At 62.5% G+C, this 17,753-nt stretch carries 23 protein-coding genes; all 23 read left to right on the plus strand.

Annotation, left to right across the window (positions count from 1 at the left end):
- Positions 1 to 10 precede the first annotated feature (10 nt).
- The 23 genes from F1609_RS28660 (at position 11) to tatA (ending at position 17,738) form a co-directional block, all read left to right on the plus strand.
- Positions 11 to 1,474 (plus strand): glutamate synthase subunit beta, encoded by a 1,464-nt coding sequence (locus tag F1609_RS28660; protein WP_167080461.1) that lies wholly within the window; start codon positions 11 to 13, stop codon positions 1,472 to 1,474.
- 411 nt (positions 1,475 to 1,885) lie between these two features.
- Positions 1,886 to 2,689 carry an ABC transporter ATP-binding protein gene (locus F1609_RS28665; protein ID WP_167080463.1) on the plus strand — a complete coding sequence of 268 codons (804 nt, stop codon included), beginning with the start codon at positions 1,886 to 1,888 and terminating at the stop codon, positions 2,687 to 2,689.
- On the plus strand, positions 2,686 to 3,465 hold the full coding sequence (gene mlaE / locus F1609_RS28670) for a lipid asymmetry maintenance ABC transporter permease subunit MlaE (RefSeq protein WP_166885669.1): 780 nt from the start codon (positions 2,686 to 2,688) through the stop codon (positions 3,463 to 3,465). Before F1609_RS28665 ends, mlaE begins: the two co-directional genes overlap by 4 nt.
- A gap of 60 nt (positions 3,466 to 3,525) precedes the next feature.
- Positions 3,526 to 3,993: an outer membrane lipid asymmetry maintenance protein MlaD gene (gene mlaD / locus F1609_RS28675; protein WP_166885667.1), complete on the plus strand. Its 468-nt coding sequence runs from the start codon at positions 3,526 to 3,528 to the stop codon at positions 3,991 to 3,993.
- 5 nt (positions 3,994 to 3,998) lie between these two features.
- Positions 3,999 to 4,886 (plus strand): MlaA family lipoprotein, encoded by an 888-nt coding sequence (locus tag F1609_RS28680; RefSeq protein WP_229422121.1) that lies wholly within the window; start codon positions 3,999 to 4,001, stop codon positions 4,884 to 4,886.
- Between the two features lie 71 nt (positions 4,887 to 4,957).
- Positions 4,958 to 5,596, plus strand: coding sequence for an MlaC/ttg2D family ABC transporter substrate-binding protein (locus tag F1609_RS28685; RefSeq protein ID WP_167080465.1), 639 nt, complete (start codon positions 4,958 to 4,960; stop codon positions 5,594 to 5,596).
- Positions 5,597 to 5,609: 13 nt separating this feature from the next.
- A complete protein-coding gene (locus F1609_RS28690) occupies positions 5,610 to 5,906 on the plus strand; it encodes an STAS domain-containing protein (RefSeq protein WP_167080467.1) in 297 nt (98 codons plus the stop codon).
- A gap of 150 nt (positions 5,907 to 6,056) precedes the next feature.
- Positions 6,057 to 6,986, plus strand: a complete 930-nt coding sequence (locus F1609_RS28695; RefSeq protein ID WP_167080469.1) for an ABC transporter ATP-binding protein — start codon at positions 6,057 to 6,059, stop codon at positions 6,984 to 6,986.
- Positions 6,983 to 7,747 (plus strand): ABC transporter permease, encoded by a 765-nt coding sequence (locus tag F1609_RS28700; RefSeq protein WP_167080471.1) that lies wholly within the window; start codon positions 6,983 to 6,985, stop codon positions 7,745 to 7,747. The genes F1609_RS28695 and F1609_RS28700 overlap by 4 nt, the downstream gene beginning before the upstream one ends.
- Before the next feature lie 15 nt (positions 7,748 to 7,762).
- Positions 7,763 to 7,999, plus strand: coding sequence for a BolA family protein (locus F1609_RS28705; RefSeq protein ID WP_166874824.1), 237 nt, complete (start codon positions 7,763 to 7,765; stop codon positions 7,997 to 7,999).
- A gap of 13 nt (positions 8,000 to 8,012) precedes the next feature.
- Positions 8,013 to 9,263: a UDP-N-acetylglucosamine 1-carboxyvinyltransferase gene (murA, locus tag F1609_RS28710; protein ID WP_167080473.1), complete on the plus strand. Its 1,251-nt coding sequence runs from the start codon at positions 8,013 to 8,015 to the stop codon at positions 9,261 to 9,263.
- Positions 9,264 to 9,283: 20 nt separating this feature from the next.
- Positions 9,284 to 9,958 carry an ATP phosphoribosyltransferase gene (hisG, locus tag F1609_RS28715; RefSeq protein ID WP_167080475.1) on the plus strand — a complete coding sequence of 225 codons (675 nt, stop codon included), beginning with the start codon at positions 9,284 to 9,286 and terminating at the stop codon, positions 9,956 to 9,958.
- 20 nt (positions 9,959 to 9,978) lie between these two features.
- Positions 9,979 to 11,301: a histidinol dehydrogenase gene (gene hisD, locus F1609_RS28720; protein WP_167080477.1), complete on the plus strand. Its 1,323-nt coding sequence runs from the start codon at positions 9,979 to 9,981 to the stop codon at positions 11,299 to 11,301.
- A complete protein-coding gene (locus tag F1609_RS28725; protein ID WP_167080480.1) occupies positions 11,298 to 12,137 on the plus strand; it encodes a DNA-methyltransferase in 840 nt (279 codons plus the stop codon). The genes hisD and F1609_RS28725 overlap by 4 nt, the downstream gene beginning before the upstream one ends.
- Complete coding sequence (hisC, locus tag F1609_RS28730) at positions 12,134 to 13,228, plus strand: histidinol-phosphate transaminase (RefSeq protein ID WP_167080483.1); 1,095 nt, start codon at positions 12,134 to 12,136, stop codon at positions 13,226 to 13,228. Before F1609_RS28725 ends, hisC begins: the two co-directional genes overlap by 4 nt.
- 12 nt (positions 13,229 to 13,240) lie before the next feature.
- On the plus strand, positions 13,241 to 13,852 hold the full coding sequence (gene hisB / locus F1609_RS28735) for an imidazoleglycerol-phosphate dehydratase HisB (protein WP_167080485.1): 612 nt from the start codon (positions 13,241 to 13,243) through the stop codon (positions 13,850 to 13,852).
- 147 nt (positions 13,853 to 13,999) lie between these two features.
- A complete protein-coding gene (gene hisH / locus F1609_RS28740; RefSeq protein ID WP_167080487.1) occupies positions 14,000 to 14,638 on the plus strand; it encodes an imidazole glycerol phosphate synthase subunit HisH in 639 nt (212 codons plus the stop codon).
- A 49-nt stretch (positions 14,639 to 14,687) separates the two neighbouring features.
- The gene (hisA, locus tag F1609_RS28745) at positions 14,688 to 15,464 is read left to right on the plus strand and encodes a 1-(5-phosphoribosyl)-5-[(5-phosphoribosylamino)methylideneamino]imidazole-4-carboxamide isomerase (protein WP_167080489.1); all 777 of its coding nucleotides are present in this window, start codon (positions 14,688 to 14,690) and stop codon (positions 15,462 to 15,464) included.
- 16 nt (positions 15,465 to 15,480) lie between these two features.
- A complete protein-coding gene (hisF, locus tag F1609_RS28750; protein WP_167080491.1) occupies positions 15,481 to 16,242 on the plus strand; it encodes an imidazole glycerol phosphate synthase subunit HisF in 762 nt (253 codons plus the stop codon).
- A 17-nt stretch (positions 16,243 to 16,259) separates the two neighbouring features.
- The gene (hisI, locus tag F1609_RS28755; protein WP_167080560.1) at positions 16,260 to 16,691 is read left to right on the plus strand and encodes a phosphoribosyl-AMP cyclohydrolase; all 432 of its coding nucleotides are present in this window, start codon (positions 16,260 to 16,262) and stop codon (positions 16,689 to 16,691) included.
- Positions 16,688 to 17,026 (plus strand): phosphoribosyl-ATP diphosphatase, encoded by a 339-nt coding sequence (locus F1609_RS28760; RefSeq protein ID WP_167080493.1) that lies wholly within the window; start codon positions 16,688 to 16,690, stop codon positions 17,024 to 17,026. Before hisI ends, F1609_RS28760 begins: the two co-directional genes overlap by 4 nt.
- A 34-nt stretch (positions 17,027 to 17,060) precedes the next feature.
- A complete protein-coding gene (locus F1609_RS28765; protein WP_167080495.1) occupies positions 17,061 to 17,432 on the plus strand; it encodes a histidine triad nucleotide-binding protein in 372 nt (123 codons plus the stop codon).
- A gap of 87 nt (positions 17,433 to 17,519) precedes the next feature.
- Positions 17,520 to 17,738, plus strand: a complete 219-nt coding sequence (gene tatA, locus F1609_RS28770) for a Sec-independent protein translocase subunit TatA (RefSeq protein ID WP_167080497.1) — start codon at positions 17,520 to 17,522, stop codon at positions 17,736 to 17,738.
- Positions 17,739 to 17,753 lie beyond the last annotated feature (15 nt).

A 17,753-nucleotide genomic window follows, 5' to 3' on the forward strand; every position in this document is an offset into this window, starting at 1 on the left:
GAAAAACATCGTGGGTAAAATTACCGGCTTCATGGAATTCAAGCGTCAGGACGAGGGCTATCTCGAGCCTGCGGCGCGCGTCAAGAACTACAAGGAATTCGTTTTGCACCTGAGCGACCCGCAAGCGAAGGTGCAGGCGGCGCGCTGCATGGATTGCGGCATCCCTTTCTGCAACAGCGGCTGTCCTGTCAACAACATCATCCCCGACTGGAACGACCTGGTCTTTCACGGCAATTACCGCGCCGCGCTGGAAAACCTGCACTCGACCAATAACTTCCCCGAGTTCACCGGCCGCGTCTGCCCCGCGCCGTGCGAGTCGGCCTGTACGCTCGGCATCATCAACGACCCGGTCGGCATCAAGTCGATCGAGCATAAAATCATCGACACCGGCTGGGAGCACGGCTGGGTGGTGCCGCAGCCGCCGGAAAAACTGACCGGCAAGAAAGTGGCGATCATCGGTTCCGGTCCGGCCGGCCTGGCGGCGGCGCAGCAACTGGCGCGGGTTGGCCATGCCGTCACCGTGTTCGAGAAAAGCGACCGCATCGGCGGCCTGCTGCGCTACGGCATTCCCGACTTCAAGATGGAAAAAACCCACATCGACCTGCGCGTCAAGCAGATGGAAGCCGAAGGCGTGACCTTCCGCACCAGCGTGCTGGTCGGCAAAGACTTCCCTGCCTCGGTCAACAACTGGGCCAAGGAAACGATTTTCCCGGAAGACCTGGCAAACGACTTCGACGCCATCGTCATGGCCGGTGGCGCCGAGCAGCCGCGCGACTTGCCGGTACCGGGGCGCGAGCTCAAGGGCGTGCATTTCGCCATGGACTTCCTGCCGCTGCAAAACAAGGTCAACGCCGGCGACAAGCTCAAGGACCAGATCAAGGCCAGCGGCAAGAACGTCGTGGTCATTGGTGGCGGGGATACCGGGTCCGACTGCGTCGGCACCTCGAACCGCCACGGCGCCACCTCGGTCGCCCAGTTCGAACTGATGCCGCAGCCGCCCGAGCAGGAAAACAAGCCGCTGGTGTGGCCGTACTGGCCGACCAAGCTGCGCACCTCGTCCTCGCATGAAGAAGGGTGCGAGCGCGACTGGGCGGTGGCCACCAAGCGTTTCGAAGGCAAGGGCGGCAAGGTGGAGAAGCTGATCGCCTGCCGCGTCGAGTGGAAGGACGGCAAGATGATCGAAGTGCCGAATTCCGAATTCGAGATGAAGGCCGACCTGGTGCTGCTGGCGATGGGCTTTGTCTCGCCGGTGCAACAGGTGCTCGATGCCTTCGGCGTCGAAAAAGATGCGCGCGGCAACGCCAAGGCCACCACCGATGGCGACGGCTGCTACGCCACGTCGGTGCCGAAGGTATTCGTCGCGGGCGACATGCGCCGTGGCCAGTCGCTGGTGGTATGGGCGATCCGCGAAGGCCGCCAGTGCGCCCGCGCCGTCGATGAGTTCCTGATGGGCGAGTCAGTCTTGCCGCGCTGATTGCGGCCCGAGTACTTAACACCGTCTCCCCCGCGAAGGCGGGGGTCCATTGCGCCTATGATCAAAGCTGCAATGGCCCCCCGCCGAGGGCCGCCTTGGCGCGGGAGAGACGGCTCATTGGTCGAGCGATAAAAGTGTCTCTTTTTTGACTTATTTCACCTTCGCTGTATGCATGAAGTAATGTAAAGTTACATAAACGCATTGTTGGGCATGAGTAATAAGTACGTCTTCGAACCAATTCTCTCCGCACCACTATCCCAGCAAAAACAAGTACTTACATTCAAAAATATCTGACCCGCCGTTCAGTAGTGTTGTATTCTGGCCTCGCGCACCCATTGTGGATCGGGGCCCTCTCAGCAGGGATTGCCCTTTCTGCACTACAATACGCCATTCCCAAATATGAACAGTGCCGTGTCTAATCTTGTCGAAATCCGCGATCTACATTTTTCTTACGGCGACCGTTCGATCTTGTCGAACCTCCGGATGGACTTCCCACGCGGTAAGGTCGTTGCCGTCATGGGCGGTTCCGGCTGTGGCAAGACCACGGTGCTGCGCCTGATCGGCGGCCAGATCCGCCCGCAAAAAGGCTTCGTCACCGTGGCCGGCGAGACCGTCCACGAACTCGATACCGATAACCTGTACCGCCTGCGCCGCAAAATGGGCATGCTGTTCCAGTTCGGCGCCCTGTTCACCGACTTGTCGGTCTTCGAGAACGTGGCTTTCCCGCTGCGCGAACACACCGACCTGCCGGAAGAGCTGATCCACGACCTGGTGCTGATGAAGCTCAACGCGGTCGGCCTGCGCAACGCCGCCAAGCTGAAACCTGCCGAGATTTCCGGCGGCATGGCGCGCCGCGTGGCCGTGGCCCGCGCCGTTGCGCTCGATCCGGAACTGATCATGTACGACGAACCCTTCGCCGGCCTCGATCCGATTTCGATGGGCGTCACCGCCAACCTGATCCGCAGGCTCAACGATGCACTCGGTTCCACCTCGATCCTGGTGTCGCACGATGTGCACGAGTGCTTTGCGATCGCTGATTATGTGTACTTTATGTCCGCTGGGAAGATTGTTGCCCAGGGTACGCCGGCCGATATGCGCGTTTCCGACGACCCTTACGTCAAGCAGTTCGTCAACGCCGCGCCCGATGGCCCGGTGCCGTTCCACTACCCTGGCAAGTCGCTGGCCGAGGACCTGGGCCTGGGAGAGCGCAAGTGATCGCTAACTTCCTCGGCGCCATCGGCCAGTCGGTGCGCGAAAACATCGCCAGCGTCGGCTTCGCCACCCGCTCCTTCTTCACCCTGCTGGGCGTGACCCCGGGCGCGCTGCGCCGTCCCGGCCTCATTTCCGAACAGATTCACTTCATCGGCAATTATTCGCTGGTGATCATCATTGTCTCGGGCTTGTTCGTCGGCATGGTGCTCGGCCTGCAAGGCTACATCACGCTCACGCCCTACGGCGCCGAACAGAAGCTCGGCCAGGTGGTCGCGCTGGCGCTGGTGCGCGAACTGGGGCCGGTCGTGACCGCCCTGCTGTTCGCCGGCCGCGCCGGCACCTCGCTGACCGCGCAAATCGGCTTGATGAAAGCCGGCGAGCAACTCTCGGCCATGGAAATGATGGCGATTAACCCGGTCCAGCGCGTGCTGGCGCCGCGTTTCTGGGCCGGCGTGATTGCCATGCCCATCCTCGGCACCATCTTCAGCGCCGTCGGCGTGCTGGGCGGGTACCTGGTCGGCGTGCAGCTGATCGGCGTGGACGAAGGCGCGTTCTGGTCGCAGATGCAGGCGAACGTGGATGTGCAGCACGATGTCGTCAACGGCATCATCAAGAGCTTCGTGTTCGGCATTGCCGTCACCTTTACCGCGCTGTTCCAGGGCTACCAGGCCCAGCCGACGCCGGAAGACGTGTCGCGCGCCACCACCCGTACCGTTGTGATCGCGTCGCTGACCGTCTGGGGTCTGGACTTCGTGATGACCGCGATGATGTTTAACTAAATACCGTTCAACTATTGAATCTGGCGGCACAGCGCCGCATAACACGAGTTAGGAAATCAAATGCATCGTAAATCCATCGACGTCTGGGTCGGCCTGTTTGTTTTGCTGGGCCTGGCAGCGCTGCTGTTCCTGGCCCTCAAGGCCGGCAATATGAGTACTTTGTCGTTCGGCAAGACCTATCTGGTCCAGGCCAAGTTCGACAATATCGGCGGGCTCAAGCCGCAGGCACCGGTGAAAAGCGCCGGCGTGGTGGTCGGGCGCGTGGGCGATATCAAGTTTGATGACAAAACGTATCAGGCGCTGGTAACCTTGGAACTTGAGACAGGCTATAACTTCCCGAAAGATAGCTCGCTCAAGATCCTCACCGCCGGCCTGCTCGGTGAACAGTACATCGGTATTCAGGCAGGTAACGACGATGCTAACAAGCTGGTCAATGGTGACCGCATTAACACGACCCAATCTGCCACCGTGCTGGAAGACCTGATTAATCAGTTCATCTACAGCAAGGCGGCCGACGGAAAGGAATAAGAGCAATGACATTCATGAAGCCGAACCGCGCCCCGACCTGGCGCGTCAGCGCTGCCGCCCTGGTGGCCATTGCCACCCTGAGCGGTTGCGCCACCAACAATCCGCGCGACCCGCTCGAGCCGTTCAACCGCACCATGTTCAAGGTGAACGACACCATCGACCAGGTCGCGCTGAAACCGGCCGCCACCGCCTACAAGAAGGTGCTGCCGAGCTTCGTGCAAACCGGCGTGAACAATTTCTTCGGCAACCTGTCCGATGTCTGGACCGGCGCCAACAATTTGATGCAAGGCAAGGGCGAGCAAGGCATGTCCGACTGGACCCGCGTTGCGCTGAACTCCACCTTCGGCATCGGCGGCCTGTTCGATATCGCTTCCGAAGCGGGCCTTAAAAAGCACAACGAAGACTTTGGCCAGACCCTCGGCTACTGGGGCGTGCCGAGCGGCCCGTACCTGATGTTGCCGCTGCTGGGCCCGTCCACCGTGCGCGATACCTCCGGCTTGCCGGTGGACATGGCCGCCAACGGCTGGTCCTACGTTGATCCGGTCTCGACCCGCAACATCGGCACTGCGGTGCGCGTGATCGATACCCGCGCCAACCTGCTCGATGCCTCGAACCTGCTGGAAGGCGCCGCACTCGACCGTTACGAATTCATCCGCGACGGCTTCCTGCAACGCCGCCAGAGCCAGGTGTTCGACGGCGAAAGCTCGCGCAAGGCGCTGAAAGAAGCCAACGAAGGCCCGGCCGACGCAAATAGCATCCGCGCCGCCTACGCCGACGACGCGCCGGCTACCGATGCGGCGCCGGCGGCCACGCCGACCGCGCCGGCTCCGACGCCGGCGCCTGAAGCGGCCCCTGCCGCGCCGGCGGTGTCATCCGAAACGCCCTCGAAGTAGTTAACCGTTAAACTGGGCTGTCAACGCACAGTCCAGTACTGGTAAACACGCAACCTTTTCGAAAAGAGCTTATGAAACTGATCAAACAACTTATCGCCCTCGCGACCGTAGCTGTCGCCACCAGCGCCACTGCTGCCGCCCCTGCCGAAGCACCGGACGCGCTCGTCAAACGCATCAGCGCCGACGTCATCGACACCGCCAAGGCCGACAAGGACATCCAGGCCGGCAACCAGAAAAAGGTCATGGACCTGGTCGAAAGCAAGATCTTGCCGCACGTTGACTTCATGCGCATGACCCAGCTGGCCGCCGGCCGCGCCTGGCGCGATGCCTCGCCCGAGCAGCAAAAGCAGCTCTCGAACGAGTTCCGCACCCTGCTGATCTTCACCTACTCGGGCGCGCTGTCGCAGATCAAGAATGAAACCGTCGAGTTCAAGCCGCTGCGCGCCGCGCCGGAAGACAAGGAAGTCGAAGTGCGTTCGCAAGTGAACGTCGCCCGCGGCGAGCCTGTGACCCTGAACTATCGCCTGGCGCAATCCCCGACCGGCTGGAAGATTTTCGACATCAACGTGCTGGGCGCGTGGCTGGTGGAAACCTACAAAGGCACCTTCGCATCGGAAATCAACAAGTCCGGCATCGATGGCCTGATCAAGACCCTGGCCGAGCGCAACAAGAAGCTGGCCGCCAAGCCGCTGGCCAAGCCGCTTAAATAATAGGGCTGAAACCGTGGTTCAAACCAACAAGCTCGAGAACATCGATACCCTGACCGTGCACAACGCCAAGGCGGCACTGGTCCAGGGTTACGATGCGATCAAGGCGGGCCAGACCGTGTTCGATTTCGGCTCCGTCAAGGTGGCCGATTCGTCCGCGGTCGCGGTCCTGCTCGCCTGGCAGCGCGCCGCGCGCAGCGCCGGCGTGGTGCTGTCCTATGTCAATCTTCCGGACAGCCTGAAAAGCCTGGCCGCGCTGTACGGCGTCGATGCCTTCCTGGTGGACACTCCCGCCAACCTGCAGCACCATTGATCCTGCCTTTGGAGAGGCGCATTCGCCTCTCCACTCCCCCTGCCTGTAACCCTGGGCAACTCTGTTTCTCCCGATTTCCCCTATAATTGACGGCTCACCCCGCAATGTCTCTGCATGCTGTATAGACATTTGCTCACCCAAAAAAGACGCATGACAGCGATTCAAATTACCAACGTCGAGAAAAGCTACAAGGCCCTCAAAGCCTTGGGTGGCGTCTCCCTGACGATTGAAGAAGGCGAGTTCTTCGGCCTGCTCGGCCCGAACGGTGCCGGCAAGACCACCCTGATCTCCACCATCGCCGGCCTGATCCGCCCCGATGCGGGTACGGTCGCCATTCACGGCCACGATGTCGTCACCGATTTCCGCGAAGCGCGCAAGAAGCTCGGCGTGGTGCCGCAGGAACTGGTGTTCGATCCCTTCTTCACGGTGCGCGAAACCCTGCGCCTGCAATCGGGCTACTTCGGCCTGAAAAACAACGACAAGTGGATCGACGAGGTCATGGGCAACCTGGACCTGACCAACAAGGCCGATGTGAACATGCGCGCACTCTCTGGCGGCATGAAGCGGCGCGTGCTGGTGGCCCAGGCGCTGGTCCACAAGCCGCCCGTGATCGTGCTCGACGAGCCGACCGCCGGCGTCGACGTCGAACTGCGCCAGACGCTGTGGAAGTTCATCTCGCGCCTGAACCGCGAAGGCCACACGGTGGTGCTGACCACCCACTACCTGGAAGAAGCGCAAGCGATGTGCCAGCGCGTGGCCATGCTCAAGGGCGGCAAGGTGGTCGCGCTCGACACCATGTCGGCCCTGATCCGCCGCATCTCGGGTTCGCAATTGATCGTGCACCTGGCCAGCGGCGTGCTGCCGGAAGACCTGCGCCATCTGGTGTCGCACGACGAACGGGATAACGGTAACGGCAATGGCGGCGGCATGAAGTACAGCCTGCGCGTGAACGAATACGGCGAAGTCGAACAGATCCTGGCGCGCCTGCGCGAATCCGGCGCCGTCATCGACGAAATGCAGTTGCAGCAGGCCGACCTGGAAGACATCTTCCTGCAGATTATGGACAAGGGCACGCTATGAACATGTTTTCGGTGGGCTTCCAGACCCTGCTCTACAAGGAAATGCTGCGCTTCTGGAAGGTAGCCACGCAAACCGTGCTCGCGCCTGTGCTCACGGCCATGCTGTACCTGCTGATCTTCGGCCATGTGCTCGAAGGTCACGTCAACGTGCGCGGCGTGAACTACACCGCCTTCCTGATTCCCGGCCTGGTGATGATGAGCGTGTTGCAGAATGCCTTCGCCAATTCCTCGTCCTCGCTGATCCAGTCCAAGATCACCGGTAACCTGGTGTTCATCCTGCTGCCGCCGCTGTCGCACTGGGAGATTTTGTCGGCCTACGTGCTCGCCTCCGTGGTGCGCGGCCTGACCGTCGGCGCCGGCGTGTTCATCGCCACCGTGTGGTTCGCCAAGCTGTCGTTTTCCGCGCCGCTGTGGATCCTGGCCTTCGCGCTGCTCGGCGCCGCCATTCTCGGCACCATGGGGGTCATCGCCGGCATCTGGGCCGAAAAATTCGACCAGCTGGCCGCGTTCCAGAACTTTTTGATCATGCCCGCCACGTTCCTCTCCGGCGTGTTCTACTCGATTCACTCGCTGCCGCCATTCTGGCTCACCGTGTCGCATTTCAATCCGTTTTTCTACATGATCGACGGCTTCCGTCACGGTTTCTTCGGCCAGTCCGACGTCTCGCCGTGGACCAGTCTTGCGATCGTGTCGGCCTTTTTCGCGGTACTCGCGGGTATCGCCATCAACCTGCTCAAGCGCGGCTACAACCTGCGCCACTAATCAGAGGAACCTATCGTGGCTACCACACCAGAACTTATTCACGGCTACATCAGCGCCGGTCTCGAATGCACCCACCTCGAAGTGGACGGCGACGGCCAGCACTTCACCGCCGTCATCGTCTCGCCGGCGTTCGCCGGCAAGCGCCCGATCCAGCGCCACCAGATCGTCTACGCTGTGCTGGGCGAGCGCATGCGCGAAGAAATCCACGCGCTGTCGATGAAAACGCTCACCCCCGAAGAATACCAAGGTTAAAAGGATAATAAGCATGGACAAGCTCCAAGTGGTCGGAGGCAAACGCCTCGAAGGGGAAATCGTCATTTCGGGCGCCAAGAACGCGGCCCTGCCGATCCTGTGCGCCGGTCTGCTCACCTCGGGCGACCTTGAACTGTCGAACGTGCCGCGCCTGCACGACGTCAAGACCATCCTCAAGCTGCTGGCCCAGACCGGCCTGAAGGTGAGCCAGGACGACGAGCGCGTGACCCTCAACGGCAGCGCCATCACCACCCTGGAGGCGCCCTATGAACTGGTCAAGACCATGCGCGCCTCGATCCTGGTGCTCGGCCCCTTGCTGGCGCGCTTCGGCGAAGCCAAGGTCTCGCTGCCGGGCGGCTGCGCCATCGGTTCGCGTCCGGTCGACCAGCACATCAAGGGCTTGCAGGCGCTCGGCGCCGAGATCACCATCGAAGGCGGCTACATCTACGCCAAGTGCAAGAAGCTCAAGGGCGCGCGCATCCGCACCGACATGATCACCGTCACCGGCACCGAAAACCTGCTGATGGCGGCGACCCTGGCCGAAGGCGAAACGATCCTGGAAAACGCCGCGCGCGAGCCGGAAGTGACCGACCTGGCCAACCTGCTGGTGGCCATGGGCGCCAAAATTGAAGGCATCGGCACCGACCGCCTGGTGATCCAGGGCGTGGCTGAACTGCACGGCGCAAAGCACGCGGTGATTTCCGACCGCATCGAAGCGGCCACCTTCCTGTGCGCCGTTGCGGCCACCGGCGGCGACATCCTGCTCAAGAACACCCGCACCGACTACTTCGATGTGGCGCTCGACAAGCTGCGCGAAATCGGCCTGGTCATGACCATGGGTCCCGATTCGATCCGCGCCCAGATGGGCGGCCGTCCGAAGCCGGTCTCGTTCCGCACCACCGAATACCCGGGTTTTCCGACCGACATGCAGGCCCAGTTCATGGCGGTAAACACCATCGCCTCCGGCAGCAGCCGCATCACCGAGACGATTTTCGAAAACCGCTTCATGCACGTGCAGGAGATGAACCGCCTGGGCGCGGCGATCCAGACCGAGGGCAACACCGCCCACGTCAAGGGTGTCGACAAGCTGGTGGGCGCGCCCGTGATGGCGACCGACTTGCGCGCCTCGGCCTCGCTGGTGATCGCCGCCATGGCCGCGCAAGGCACCACCATTATCGACCGCATCTATCACCTCGACCGCGGCTACGACCGCATGGAAGTGAAGCTGTCGGCGGTGGGTGCCGATATCGTCCGCATCAAGTAAAGAAGCCAGAGAAAACATCAATGAGCACATTCAGTAACCCGGCCAACTCCCAGCTGATCCTGGCACTGTCGAAAGGCCGCATCTTCGACGACACCATGCCCCTCTTGGCGTCGGCCGGCATCACCGTCACCGAAAACCCGGAGACCTCGCGCAAGCTGATTTTGGCGACCAACGATCCGAACGTGCGCGTCATCATCGTGCGCGCGTCCGACGTGCCGACCTACGTGCAGTACGGCGCCGCCGATTTCGGCGTGGCCGGCAAGGACGTGCTGCTGGAACACGGCGGGGAAGGGCTGTACCAGCCGATCGACCTGAACATCGCCAAATGCCGCATGTCGGTCGCCGTGAACGCCGGCTTCGACTACGACAAGGCGGTGCGCCAGGGGGCGCGCCTGCGCGTGGCCACCAAGTTCGTCCAGACCGCGCGCGAGCACTTCGCCGCCAAGGGCGTGCACGTCGATTTGATCAAGCTGTATGGTTCGATGGAACTGGCGCCCCTGGTCGGCCTGTCGGACGCGATCGTCGACGTGGTCTCCACCGGCAGCACCCTGCGCGCCAACAACCTGGTCGAAGTCGAAGAGATCATGGACATCTCCTCGCGCCTGGTGGTGAACCAGGCCGCGCTCAAACTCAAGCGCAAGCGCCTGCAACCGATTCTCGACGCCTTCGAACGCGCCTCGCGCCTGAACAACTAAAGCTTTTAGAAACGACTATCATGACCATCCAGATCCGCCACCTCGATTCGGCCCAGCCGGACTTCAAGCAACGCCTCGATACCCTGCTGGCCTTCGAAGCGTCCACCGATGAAGCGATTGAAAAATCGGTGGCGGCGATCCTGCATGACGTCAAACATCGCGGCGACGCCGCCGTCCTCGAGTACACCAACAAATTCGACCGCATTCCCGCTAGCCCGACCAGCATGGCCGCCTTCGACGTGCCGCAAACCGAATTGCAGGCGGCGCTCGATGCGCTGCCGGCCGCCCAGCGCGCGGCGCTGGAAACGGCGGCCGAACGGATTCGCGTGTTCCACGAACGGCAAAAAGAAGAACTGCGCGGCTTCACCTACACCGAGCCCGATGGCACGCTGCTGGGCCAGAAGATCACCCCGCTCGACCGCGTGGGTATCTACGTCCCCGGCGGAAAAGCGGCCTATCCGTCGTCGGTGCTGATGAACGCCGTCCCTGCCAAGGTGGCCGGCGTGCTTGATATCATCATGGTGGTGCCGACCCCGGACGGCGTGAAGAACCAGATGGTGCTGGCCGCCGCCGCGATTGCCGGCGTGACCCGCGTGATCACCATCGGCGGCGCCCAGGCTGTCGGCGCGCTGGCCTACGGCACCGCCACCATCGCCCCGGTCGACAAGATCGTCGGCCCCGGCAACGCCTACGTGGCTGCGGCCAAGCGGCGCGTGTTCGGCACGGTCGGCATCGACATGATCGCCGGGCCGTCCGAAATCCTGGTGCTGTGCGACGGCACCACCGACCCGGACTGGGTCGCGATGGACCTGTTCTCGCAGGCCGAGCACGACGAACTGGCGCAGGCCATCATGCTGTGCCCGGACGCCGACTACATTGCGAAGGTCGAAGCGAGCATCCACAAGCTGCTGCCGACCATGCCGCGCGCGGACACCATCCGCACCTCGATGACCGACCGCGGCGCGCTGGTCAAGGTGCGCGACATGCAGGAAGCGTGCGACATCGCCAACGCCATCGCCGCCGAGCACCTGGAAATTTCGGCGGAAGATCCGCAGCAGTGGGCCGACAAGATCCGCCACGCCGGCGCCATGTTCCTCGGGCGTTTTTCGTCCGAGTCGCTGGGCGACTACTGCTGCGGCCCGAACCACGTGCTGCCGACCTCGCGCACCGCGCGCTTCTCGTCGCCGCTGGGCGTGTACGACTTCCAGAAGCGTTCCTCCGTCATTTTCGTCAGCGAAGCCGGTGCGCAAACGCTGGGCAGAATCGCGGCCGAACTGGCCTACGGCGAAGGCTTGCAGGCGCACGCCCGCAGCGCCGAACTGCGATTGCGACCGGCGGCATGAGCGACTGGCTCAATCAGGTATTTTGCGAGGATGCGCTGAGTGGACTTGCGCGCATCCCGGATGGTTCCATCGACCTGATTCTGACCGACCCGCCGTATAACCTGGGCAAGGACTACGGCAACGACTCCGACCAGCAAAGCGTGGCCGCTTACCTGGCCTGGACCGAGCAATGGATTTCCAGGGCGCTGCCCAAGCTCAAGCCTAACGGCAGCCTGTACATTTTTTTGACGTGGCGCTTTTCGCCCGAGATTTTCGTCATGCTCAAGCAGCGCATGACGATGATGAACGAAATTATCTGGGACCGCCGGGTACCGTCGATGGGCGGCAGCGTACGCAGTTTCAGTTCGGTGCACGACACCATCGGCTTTTTTGTGAACCGCAAGGACTACTACTTCGATCTGGACGCCGTGCGCATTCCCTACGACGCGGCCACCAAGAAGGCCCGGTCGCGTTCGATTTTCGTCGGCGCCAAGTGGCTGGAAGTGGGCTACAACCCGAAGGATCTGTGGAGCGTGTCGCGCCTGCACAAGGAACACCCGGAGCGGGCCGACCACCCGACCCAGAAGCCCCTCGAGATCATCGAGCGCATGGTCAAGGCTTCCTGCCCGCCGGACGGCGTGGTGATGGACCTGTTCATGGGCAGCGGCACCACGGCCATGGCGGCCAAGCGCTGTGGGCGCAATTTTGTCGGCTTCGAGCTCAATGCCGCCTACTGCGAGATTATTGCAGCGCGCCTGGCCTCGCCGCCGGAGCAGGAAATGGTCAAGAAGCGTAAACCATCCAAAAAGACCGCGAAGGCAGAAGAACCATCCACCTTAAGGAGCAAAGCAGCATGAGTTTCATCGACACGCTGATCGCCAACACGATCCGTCCCGAGGTCCAGGCCGACCATGCCTACGTCGTCGCCGACGCCGACGGCTTCATCAAACTCGACGCGATGGAAAATCCCTACTCGCTGCCTGCCCACCTGCGCGAAGAACTGGGCCAGCGCCTGACCGCCGCGGTCCTGAACCGCTATCCTCTGCCAAGCAACGCCACGCTCAAACAGAAGATCTGCACGCGTCTGGGCGTCCCGGGCGGTTACGACGTCATTCTCGGCAACGGCTCCGATGAACTGATCTCGATCATGGCCACCGCCGTCTCGGGCGGCGCGCGCCACCCGGTGATCCTGGCGCCGACGCCCGGCTTCGTGATGTTTTCGCGTTCGGCCATGCTGGCCGGCGCCCGATTCGTGGGCGTGCCGCTGCGCGCCGACATGACGCTCGACAAAGCGGCCATGCTCGCCAACATCGCCGAGCACAAGCCGGCGCTGGTGTTCCTGGCCTACCCGAACAACCCGACCGGCAACCTGTTCGACCCGGACGAGATGGTCGAGATCATCCGCGCCGTCGGCGAGTCCGGCATCGTCGTCGTCGACGAAGCCTATGGTCCGTTCGCGCGCACCTCCTTCATGGAGCGCCTGCCCGAGTTCGAGAACATGGTCGTCATGCGCACCGTCTCGAAACTGGGCCTGGCCGGCATCCGCCTCGGCTACATGGCCGCCGCCCCCAAGCTGCTGGCGCAGTTCGAAAAGGTGCGCCCGCCGTACAACATCAATGTGCTGACCCAGACCGCCGCCGAATTCGCGCTCGATCATATCGAGGTGTTGAACGACCAGGCCACCCTGCTGATCGACGCGCGCGAGAAAATGGCGGCCGACCTGGCTGCGCTGCCCGGCGTGACCGTGTTCCCGTCGGCCGCCAACTTCCTGCTGGTGCGCCTGCCGGACGCCGACGCCACCGTCGCACGGCTCGATGCGGCCAAGGTACTGATCAAAAATGTGAGTAAAATGAACGGATTGGGCGGATGCATCCGCGTGACCGTGAGTACACCTGAAGAAAATGCTGTTTTCCTCGATGCCGTCAAGGCATCGCTGACTTCGCACTAACCGAGCCTCCCCATGACCATCGCAGACCTCAGCGCAGACCGCACCGCAAGCATCACGCGCAACACCAATGAAACGCAAATCCGCGTCGCCATCAACCTCGATGGCACCGGCCAGCAAAAGCTGAACACGGGCGTGCCTTTTCTGGACCACATGCTCGACCAGATCGCGCGCCACGGCCTGATCGACCTCGATATCGCGTGCGTGGGCGACCTGCATATCGACGCCCACCACACGGTGGAAGACACCGGCATCACGCTCGGCATGGCGGTGGCCAAGGCGATCGGCGACAAGAAGGGTATCCGCCGCTATGGCCACGCCTACGTGCCGCTGGACGAAGCGCTCTCGCGCGTGGTGCTCGATTTTTCGGGCCGTCCGGGCCTGGAAATGCACGTGCCCTGGAAGCGTTCGATGATCGGCAGTTTCGACGTCGACCTGGCGCATGAGTTCTTCCAGGGTTTTGTGAATCACGCGCTGGTGTCGCTGCACATCGATAACCTGCGCGGCGAGAACGCGCACCATCAGTGCGAAACCGTGTTCAAGGCCTTTGGGCGCGCGCTGCGCATGGCGGCCGAACGCGATGCCCGTTCGGCTGGCACGATCCCGTCGACCAAGGGTAGTTTGTAATCGTCATTTTCCCCGTCGTTCCCGCGCCAAGGCGGCACTCGGCGCGAACCCATAGCACCGACGATTCGCCAACGTGCTATGGATCCCCGCCTTCGCGGGGACGACGGTAGAAAGCGCGTCTGTCTCCGATTAAGAACCTGAATTGCTATGAATAAAATTGTTGTGGTCGACTACGGCATGGGCAACCTGCGTTCGGTGGCGCAAGCCCTGCGCGCCGTCGCTCCTGAAGCCGACGTTCTCATCTCCGGCGATGCGGCCGATATCGATTCGGCCGACCGGATCGTCCTGCCCGGCCAGGGCGCCATGCGCGACTGCATGGCCAGCCTGCGCCAGTCCGGCGTCGAGGAAGCCCTGCTGCGCGCCGCCAGGAGCCGTCCCGTGATGGGCGTGTGCGTCGGCGAGCAAATGCTGTTCGACGTGAGCGAAGAGGGCGACACCCCGGGTCTTGCCCTGTTGCCCGGCAAAGTGGTGCGCTTCCGGCTCGACGGCCGCCTGCAGCCGGACGGCTCGCGCTTCAAGGTGCCGCAGATGGGCTGGAACCGCGTCAGACAAGTGCGCCAGCATCCGCTGTGGCAGGGTATCCTCGACGATAGCTACTTCTATTTCGTGCACAGCTACTATGTCCAGCCCGACGACGCCAGCCTCACCGCCGGCGAAACCGATTACGGCGCGCCGTTCTGTTGCGCCGTCGCCCGCGATAATATTTTCGCGACCCAGTTCCACCCGGAGAAAAGCGCCGGTGCGGGCCTGCAGCTGTACAAGAACTTCGTCCACTGGAATCCCTGATTGTCATCCGGTCATCCAATCATCCAACCCAACTAAGCGACTACCGATCATGCTGCTCATTCCTGCCATCGACCTCAAAGACGGTCACTGCGTTCGCCTCAAACAGGGCGATATGGAACTTGCCACCGTCTTCTCCGAAGACCCCGCCGAAATGGCGCTGCACTGGCTCAAGCAGGGCGCGCGCCGCCTGCACCTGGTGGACCTGAACGGCGCCTTCGCCGGCAAGCCGAAAAACGAAGCCGCCGTCAAATCGATCCTGCAGGTGGTGCAGGAGTTCGCCGTCGATCACGATATCGACGAGATCCCCGTCCAGCTGGGCGGCGGCATCCGCGATCTCGACACCATCGAGCGCTATCTCGACGACGGCATCACCTACATCATCGTCGGCACCGCCGCCGTGAAAAACCCCGGCTTCCTGCACGACGCCTGCGGCGCCTTCCCGGGCCACATCATCGTCGGCCTGGACGCCAAGGATGGCAAGGTCGCAACCGACGGCTGGAGCAAGATGAGCGGCCACGAAGTGATCGACCTGGCCACCAAGTTCGAAGCCTACGGCGTCGAATCGATCATCTACACCGACATCGGCCGCGACGGCATGATGGGCGGGATTAACATCGAAGCGACCGTCAAGCTGGCCCAGGCCGTGAGGATTCCCATCATCGCTTCCGGCGGCCTGCACAACCTGGGCGACGTCGAGGCGCTGTGCGCGGTTCAGGAAGAGGGCATCGAAGGCGTCATCTGCGGCCGTTCGATCTACGAGGGCACGATCAACCTGGGCCAAGCCCAGGCGCGCGCCGACGAACTTACCGAAGGCGACCCGGCGTAAGCCGGAAGAACACACCATGCTCGCAAAACGTATCATTCCCTGCCTCGACGTGACTGACGGGCGCGTCGTCAAGGGCGTCAATTTCACCGAACTGCGCGACGCCGGCGACCCGGTCGAAATCGCGCGCCGCTACGATGAGCAGGGCGCCGACGAAATCACTTTCCTCGACATCACGGCGTCCTCGGACGAGCGCGACCTGATCCTGCACATCATCGAAGCGGTGGCCTCCACCGTGTTCATCCCGCTGACCGTTGGCGGCGGGGTGCGCAAGGTCGACGACGTGCGCCGCCTGCTCAACGCCGGCGCCGACAAGGTCAGCATGAACACCTCGGCCGTGACCAATCCCGACCTGGTGTTCCAGGCCTCGCAAAAGCACGGTTCGCAGTGCATCGTGGTGGCCATCGACGCCAAGCAGACCGCGCCCGGCAAGTGGGAAGTGTTCACCCATGGCGGGCGCCGCGCGACCGGCCTCGATGCGGTCGAATGGGCGATGAACATGGAGCGCCTCGGCGCCGGCGAGATCCTGCTCACCAGCATGGACCGCGACGGCACCAAGGCCGGCTTCGACCTGGGATTGACTGCCGCCGTGTCGACCGCGATCGGCATTCCCGTGATCGCCTCGGGCGGCGTGGGCGGCCTGCAGGACCTGGCCGACGGTATCAAGATCGGCCGCGCCGACGCCGTCCTGGCGGCCAGTATTTTCCACTACGGCCAGCATACGGTCGGTGAAGCCAAGCGCTTCATGGCCGCGCAGGGCATTCCGATGCGTCTGGATTGAACATGATAGCGACCACAATGACTAGTGCGGCCAATTTCAGCTGGCTGAAAAAAGTGCGCTGGGACGAGAACGGCCTGGTGCCGGTGATCGCCCAGGAAGCCGGTTCCAACGATGTGCTGATGTTCGCCTGGATGAACCGCGACGCCCTGGCGCGCACGGTGGAACTGGGCGAGGCGGTGTACTGGAGCCGCTCGCGCAAGAAGCTGTGGCACAAGGGCGAAGAGTCGGGCCACATCCAGAAGGTACTGGAAATCCGCCTCGACTGCGATGAAGACGTGATCCTGCTGAAAATCGAGCAGGCCGGCGCCATCGCCTGCCATACCGGGCGCCATTCGTGCTTTTATCAAAAGTTCGAGGGCGACGCCAGGAGCGGCGACTGGCAGGTGGTCGAACCGGTGCTGCAGGACCCGGAAACGATTTACACCAATCCCAAGAAGGGCACACCATGAGCCAGACCCTTGCCCGCGTGGCGCAAACGATCGAGTCGCGCAAGCTCGAAAACGGCGGCGACCCGGCCACCTCGTACGTGTCGCGCCTGTTTTCCAAGGGCGACGACGCGATCCTGAAAAAGATCGGCGAAGAAGCCACCGAACTGGTGATGGCGGCCAAGGATGCGCGCGTCGATGGCGATGCGTCCCAAGTGCTGTACGAATGCGCCGACCTGTGGTTCCATTCGATGGTGCTGCTGGCCAAATTCGACCTCTCGCCGCAGCAGGTGCTCGACGAGCTGGCGCGCCGCGAAGGCCTCTCAGGACTGGCCGAAAAAGCCGCCCGCCCGGACTGAGGTCCTCCTATTTCTAACTCTACGGAAACTGCCCATGACCGACTGCCTGTTCTGCAAAATCGCCGCCAAGCAAATCCCTTCTAGCATTGTCTACGAGGATGAAGAGTTGCTGGCGTTCAAGGATATCCATCCGGCCGCACCCGTGCACCTGCTGGTCATTCCCAAGGTCCACGTGGCGACCTTGTCCGAATGCAACGAAACGCATGGCGCGCTGCTCGGCAAGCTGCTGGCGCTGGCGCCAAAACTTGCCAAGGAGCATGGCTGTGAAGTCACCTACGATGCCGGCGGCAAGCCGGCCGGCGGCTACAAGACACTTATCAACAGCGGTCCGGACGGCGGCCAGGAAGTCTATCACCTGCACCTGCACATGATCGGCGGCCCCCGTCCCTGGACCGGGCAACGCTGACAATGCGGCAGGAATGGCCGGCATCGCGTAGAATACGCGGCGTACGCTTTCACGAATCGGGCGTTTGCGCCTCGTAAGGAGAAAATGATGGGTTCACTGAGTATTTGGCATTGGCTGATCGTGTTGCTGGTCGTTGTCGTGGTTTTCGGAACCAAGAAGCTCGGCAACATGGGTGGCGATATTGGCAAGGCCGTCAAAGGCTTCAAGGATGGCGTACGTGGCGACGACGAGAAGCCGCCGGTTCCGACCCAGGTGGCGGAACGGACGACCATCGACGGCGAAGCGAAAGAGAAAACGAAGTTCTGATGACCGTGCGTGCTC

The sequence above is a fragment of the Massilia aquatica genome (assembly GCF_011682045.1).
Taxonomy (GTDB): domain Bacteria; phylum Pseudomonadota; class Gammaproteobacteria; order Burkholderiales; family Burkholderiaceae_D; genus Telluria_A; species Telluria_A aquatica.

Excerpts from the sequence above, each read along its gene's own strand:
- mlaD (WP_166885667.1), top strand. The coding sequence starts at position 3,526 with ATGCATCGTAAATCCATCGACGTCTGGGTCGGCCTGTTTGTTTTGCTG.
- F1609_RS28680 (WP_229422121.1), top strand. The coding sequence starts at position 3,999 with ATGACATTCATGAAGCCGAACCGCGCCCCGACCTGGCGCGTCAGCGCT.
- F1609_RS28685 (WP_167080465.1), top strand. The coding sequence starts at position 4,958 with ATGAAACTGATCAAACAACTTATCGCCCTCGCGACCGTAGCTGTCGCC.
- F1609_RS28695 (WP_167080469.1), top strand. The coding sequence starts at position 6,057 with ATGACAGCGATTCAAATTACCAACGTCGAGAAAAGCTACAAGGCCCTC.
- F1609_RS28700 (WP_167080471.1), top strand. The coding sequence starts at position 6,983 with ATGAACATGTTTTCGGTGGGCTTCCAGACCCTGCTCTACAAGGAAATG.
- murA (WP_167080473.1), top strand. The coding sequence starts at position 8,013 with ATGGACAAGCTCCAAGTGGTCGGAGGCAAACGCCTCGAAGGGGAAATC.
- hisG (WP_167080475.1), top strand. The coding sequence starts at position 9,284 with ATGAGCACATTCAGTAACCCGGCCAACTCCCAGCTGATCCTGGCACTG.
- hisD (WP_167080477.1), top strand. The coding sequence starts at position 9,979 with ATGACCATCCAGATCCGCCACCTCGATTCGGCCCAGCCGGACTTCAAG.
- F1609_RS28725 (WP_167080480.1), top strand. The coding sequence starts at position 11,298 with ATGAGCGACTGGCTCAATCAGGTATTTTGCGAGGATGCGCTGAGTGGA.
- hisC (WP_167080483.1), top strand. The coding sequence starts at position 12,134 with ATGAGTTTCATCGACACGCTGATCGCCAACACGATCCGTCCCGAGGTC.
- hisB (WP_167080485.1), top strand. The coding sequence starts at position 13,241 with ATGACCATCGCAGACCTCAGCGCAGACCGCACCGCAAGCATCACGCGC.
- hisH (WP_167080487.1), top strand. The coding sequence starts at position 14,000 with ATGAATAAAATTGTTGTGGTCGACTACGGCATGGGCAACCTGCGTTCG.
- hisA (WP_167080489.1), top strand. The coding sequence starts at position 14,688 with ATGCTGCTCATTCCTGCCATCGACCTCAAAGACGGTCACTGCGTTCGC.
- hisF (WP_167080491.1), top strand. The coding sequence starts at position 15,481 with ATGCTCGCAAAACGTATCATTCCCTGCCTCGACGTGACTGACGGGCGC.
- hisI (WP_167080560.1), top strand. The coding sequence starts at position 16,260 with ATGACTAGTGCGGCCAATTTCAGCTGGCTGAAAAAAGTGCGCTGGGAC.
- F1609_RS28760 (WP_167080493.1), top strand. The coding sequence starts at position 16,688 with ATGAGCCAGACCCTTGCCCGCGTGGCGCAAACGATCGAGTCGCGCAAG.
- F1609_RS28765 (WP_167080495.1), top strand. The coding sequence starts at position 17,061 with ATGACCGACTGCCTGTTCTGCAAAATCGCCGCCAAGCAAATCCCTTCT.
- tatA (WP_167080497.1), top strand. The coding sequence starts at position 17,520 with ATGGGTTCACTGAGTATTTGGCATTGGCTGATCGTGTTGCTGGTCGTT.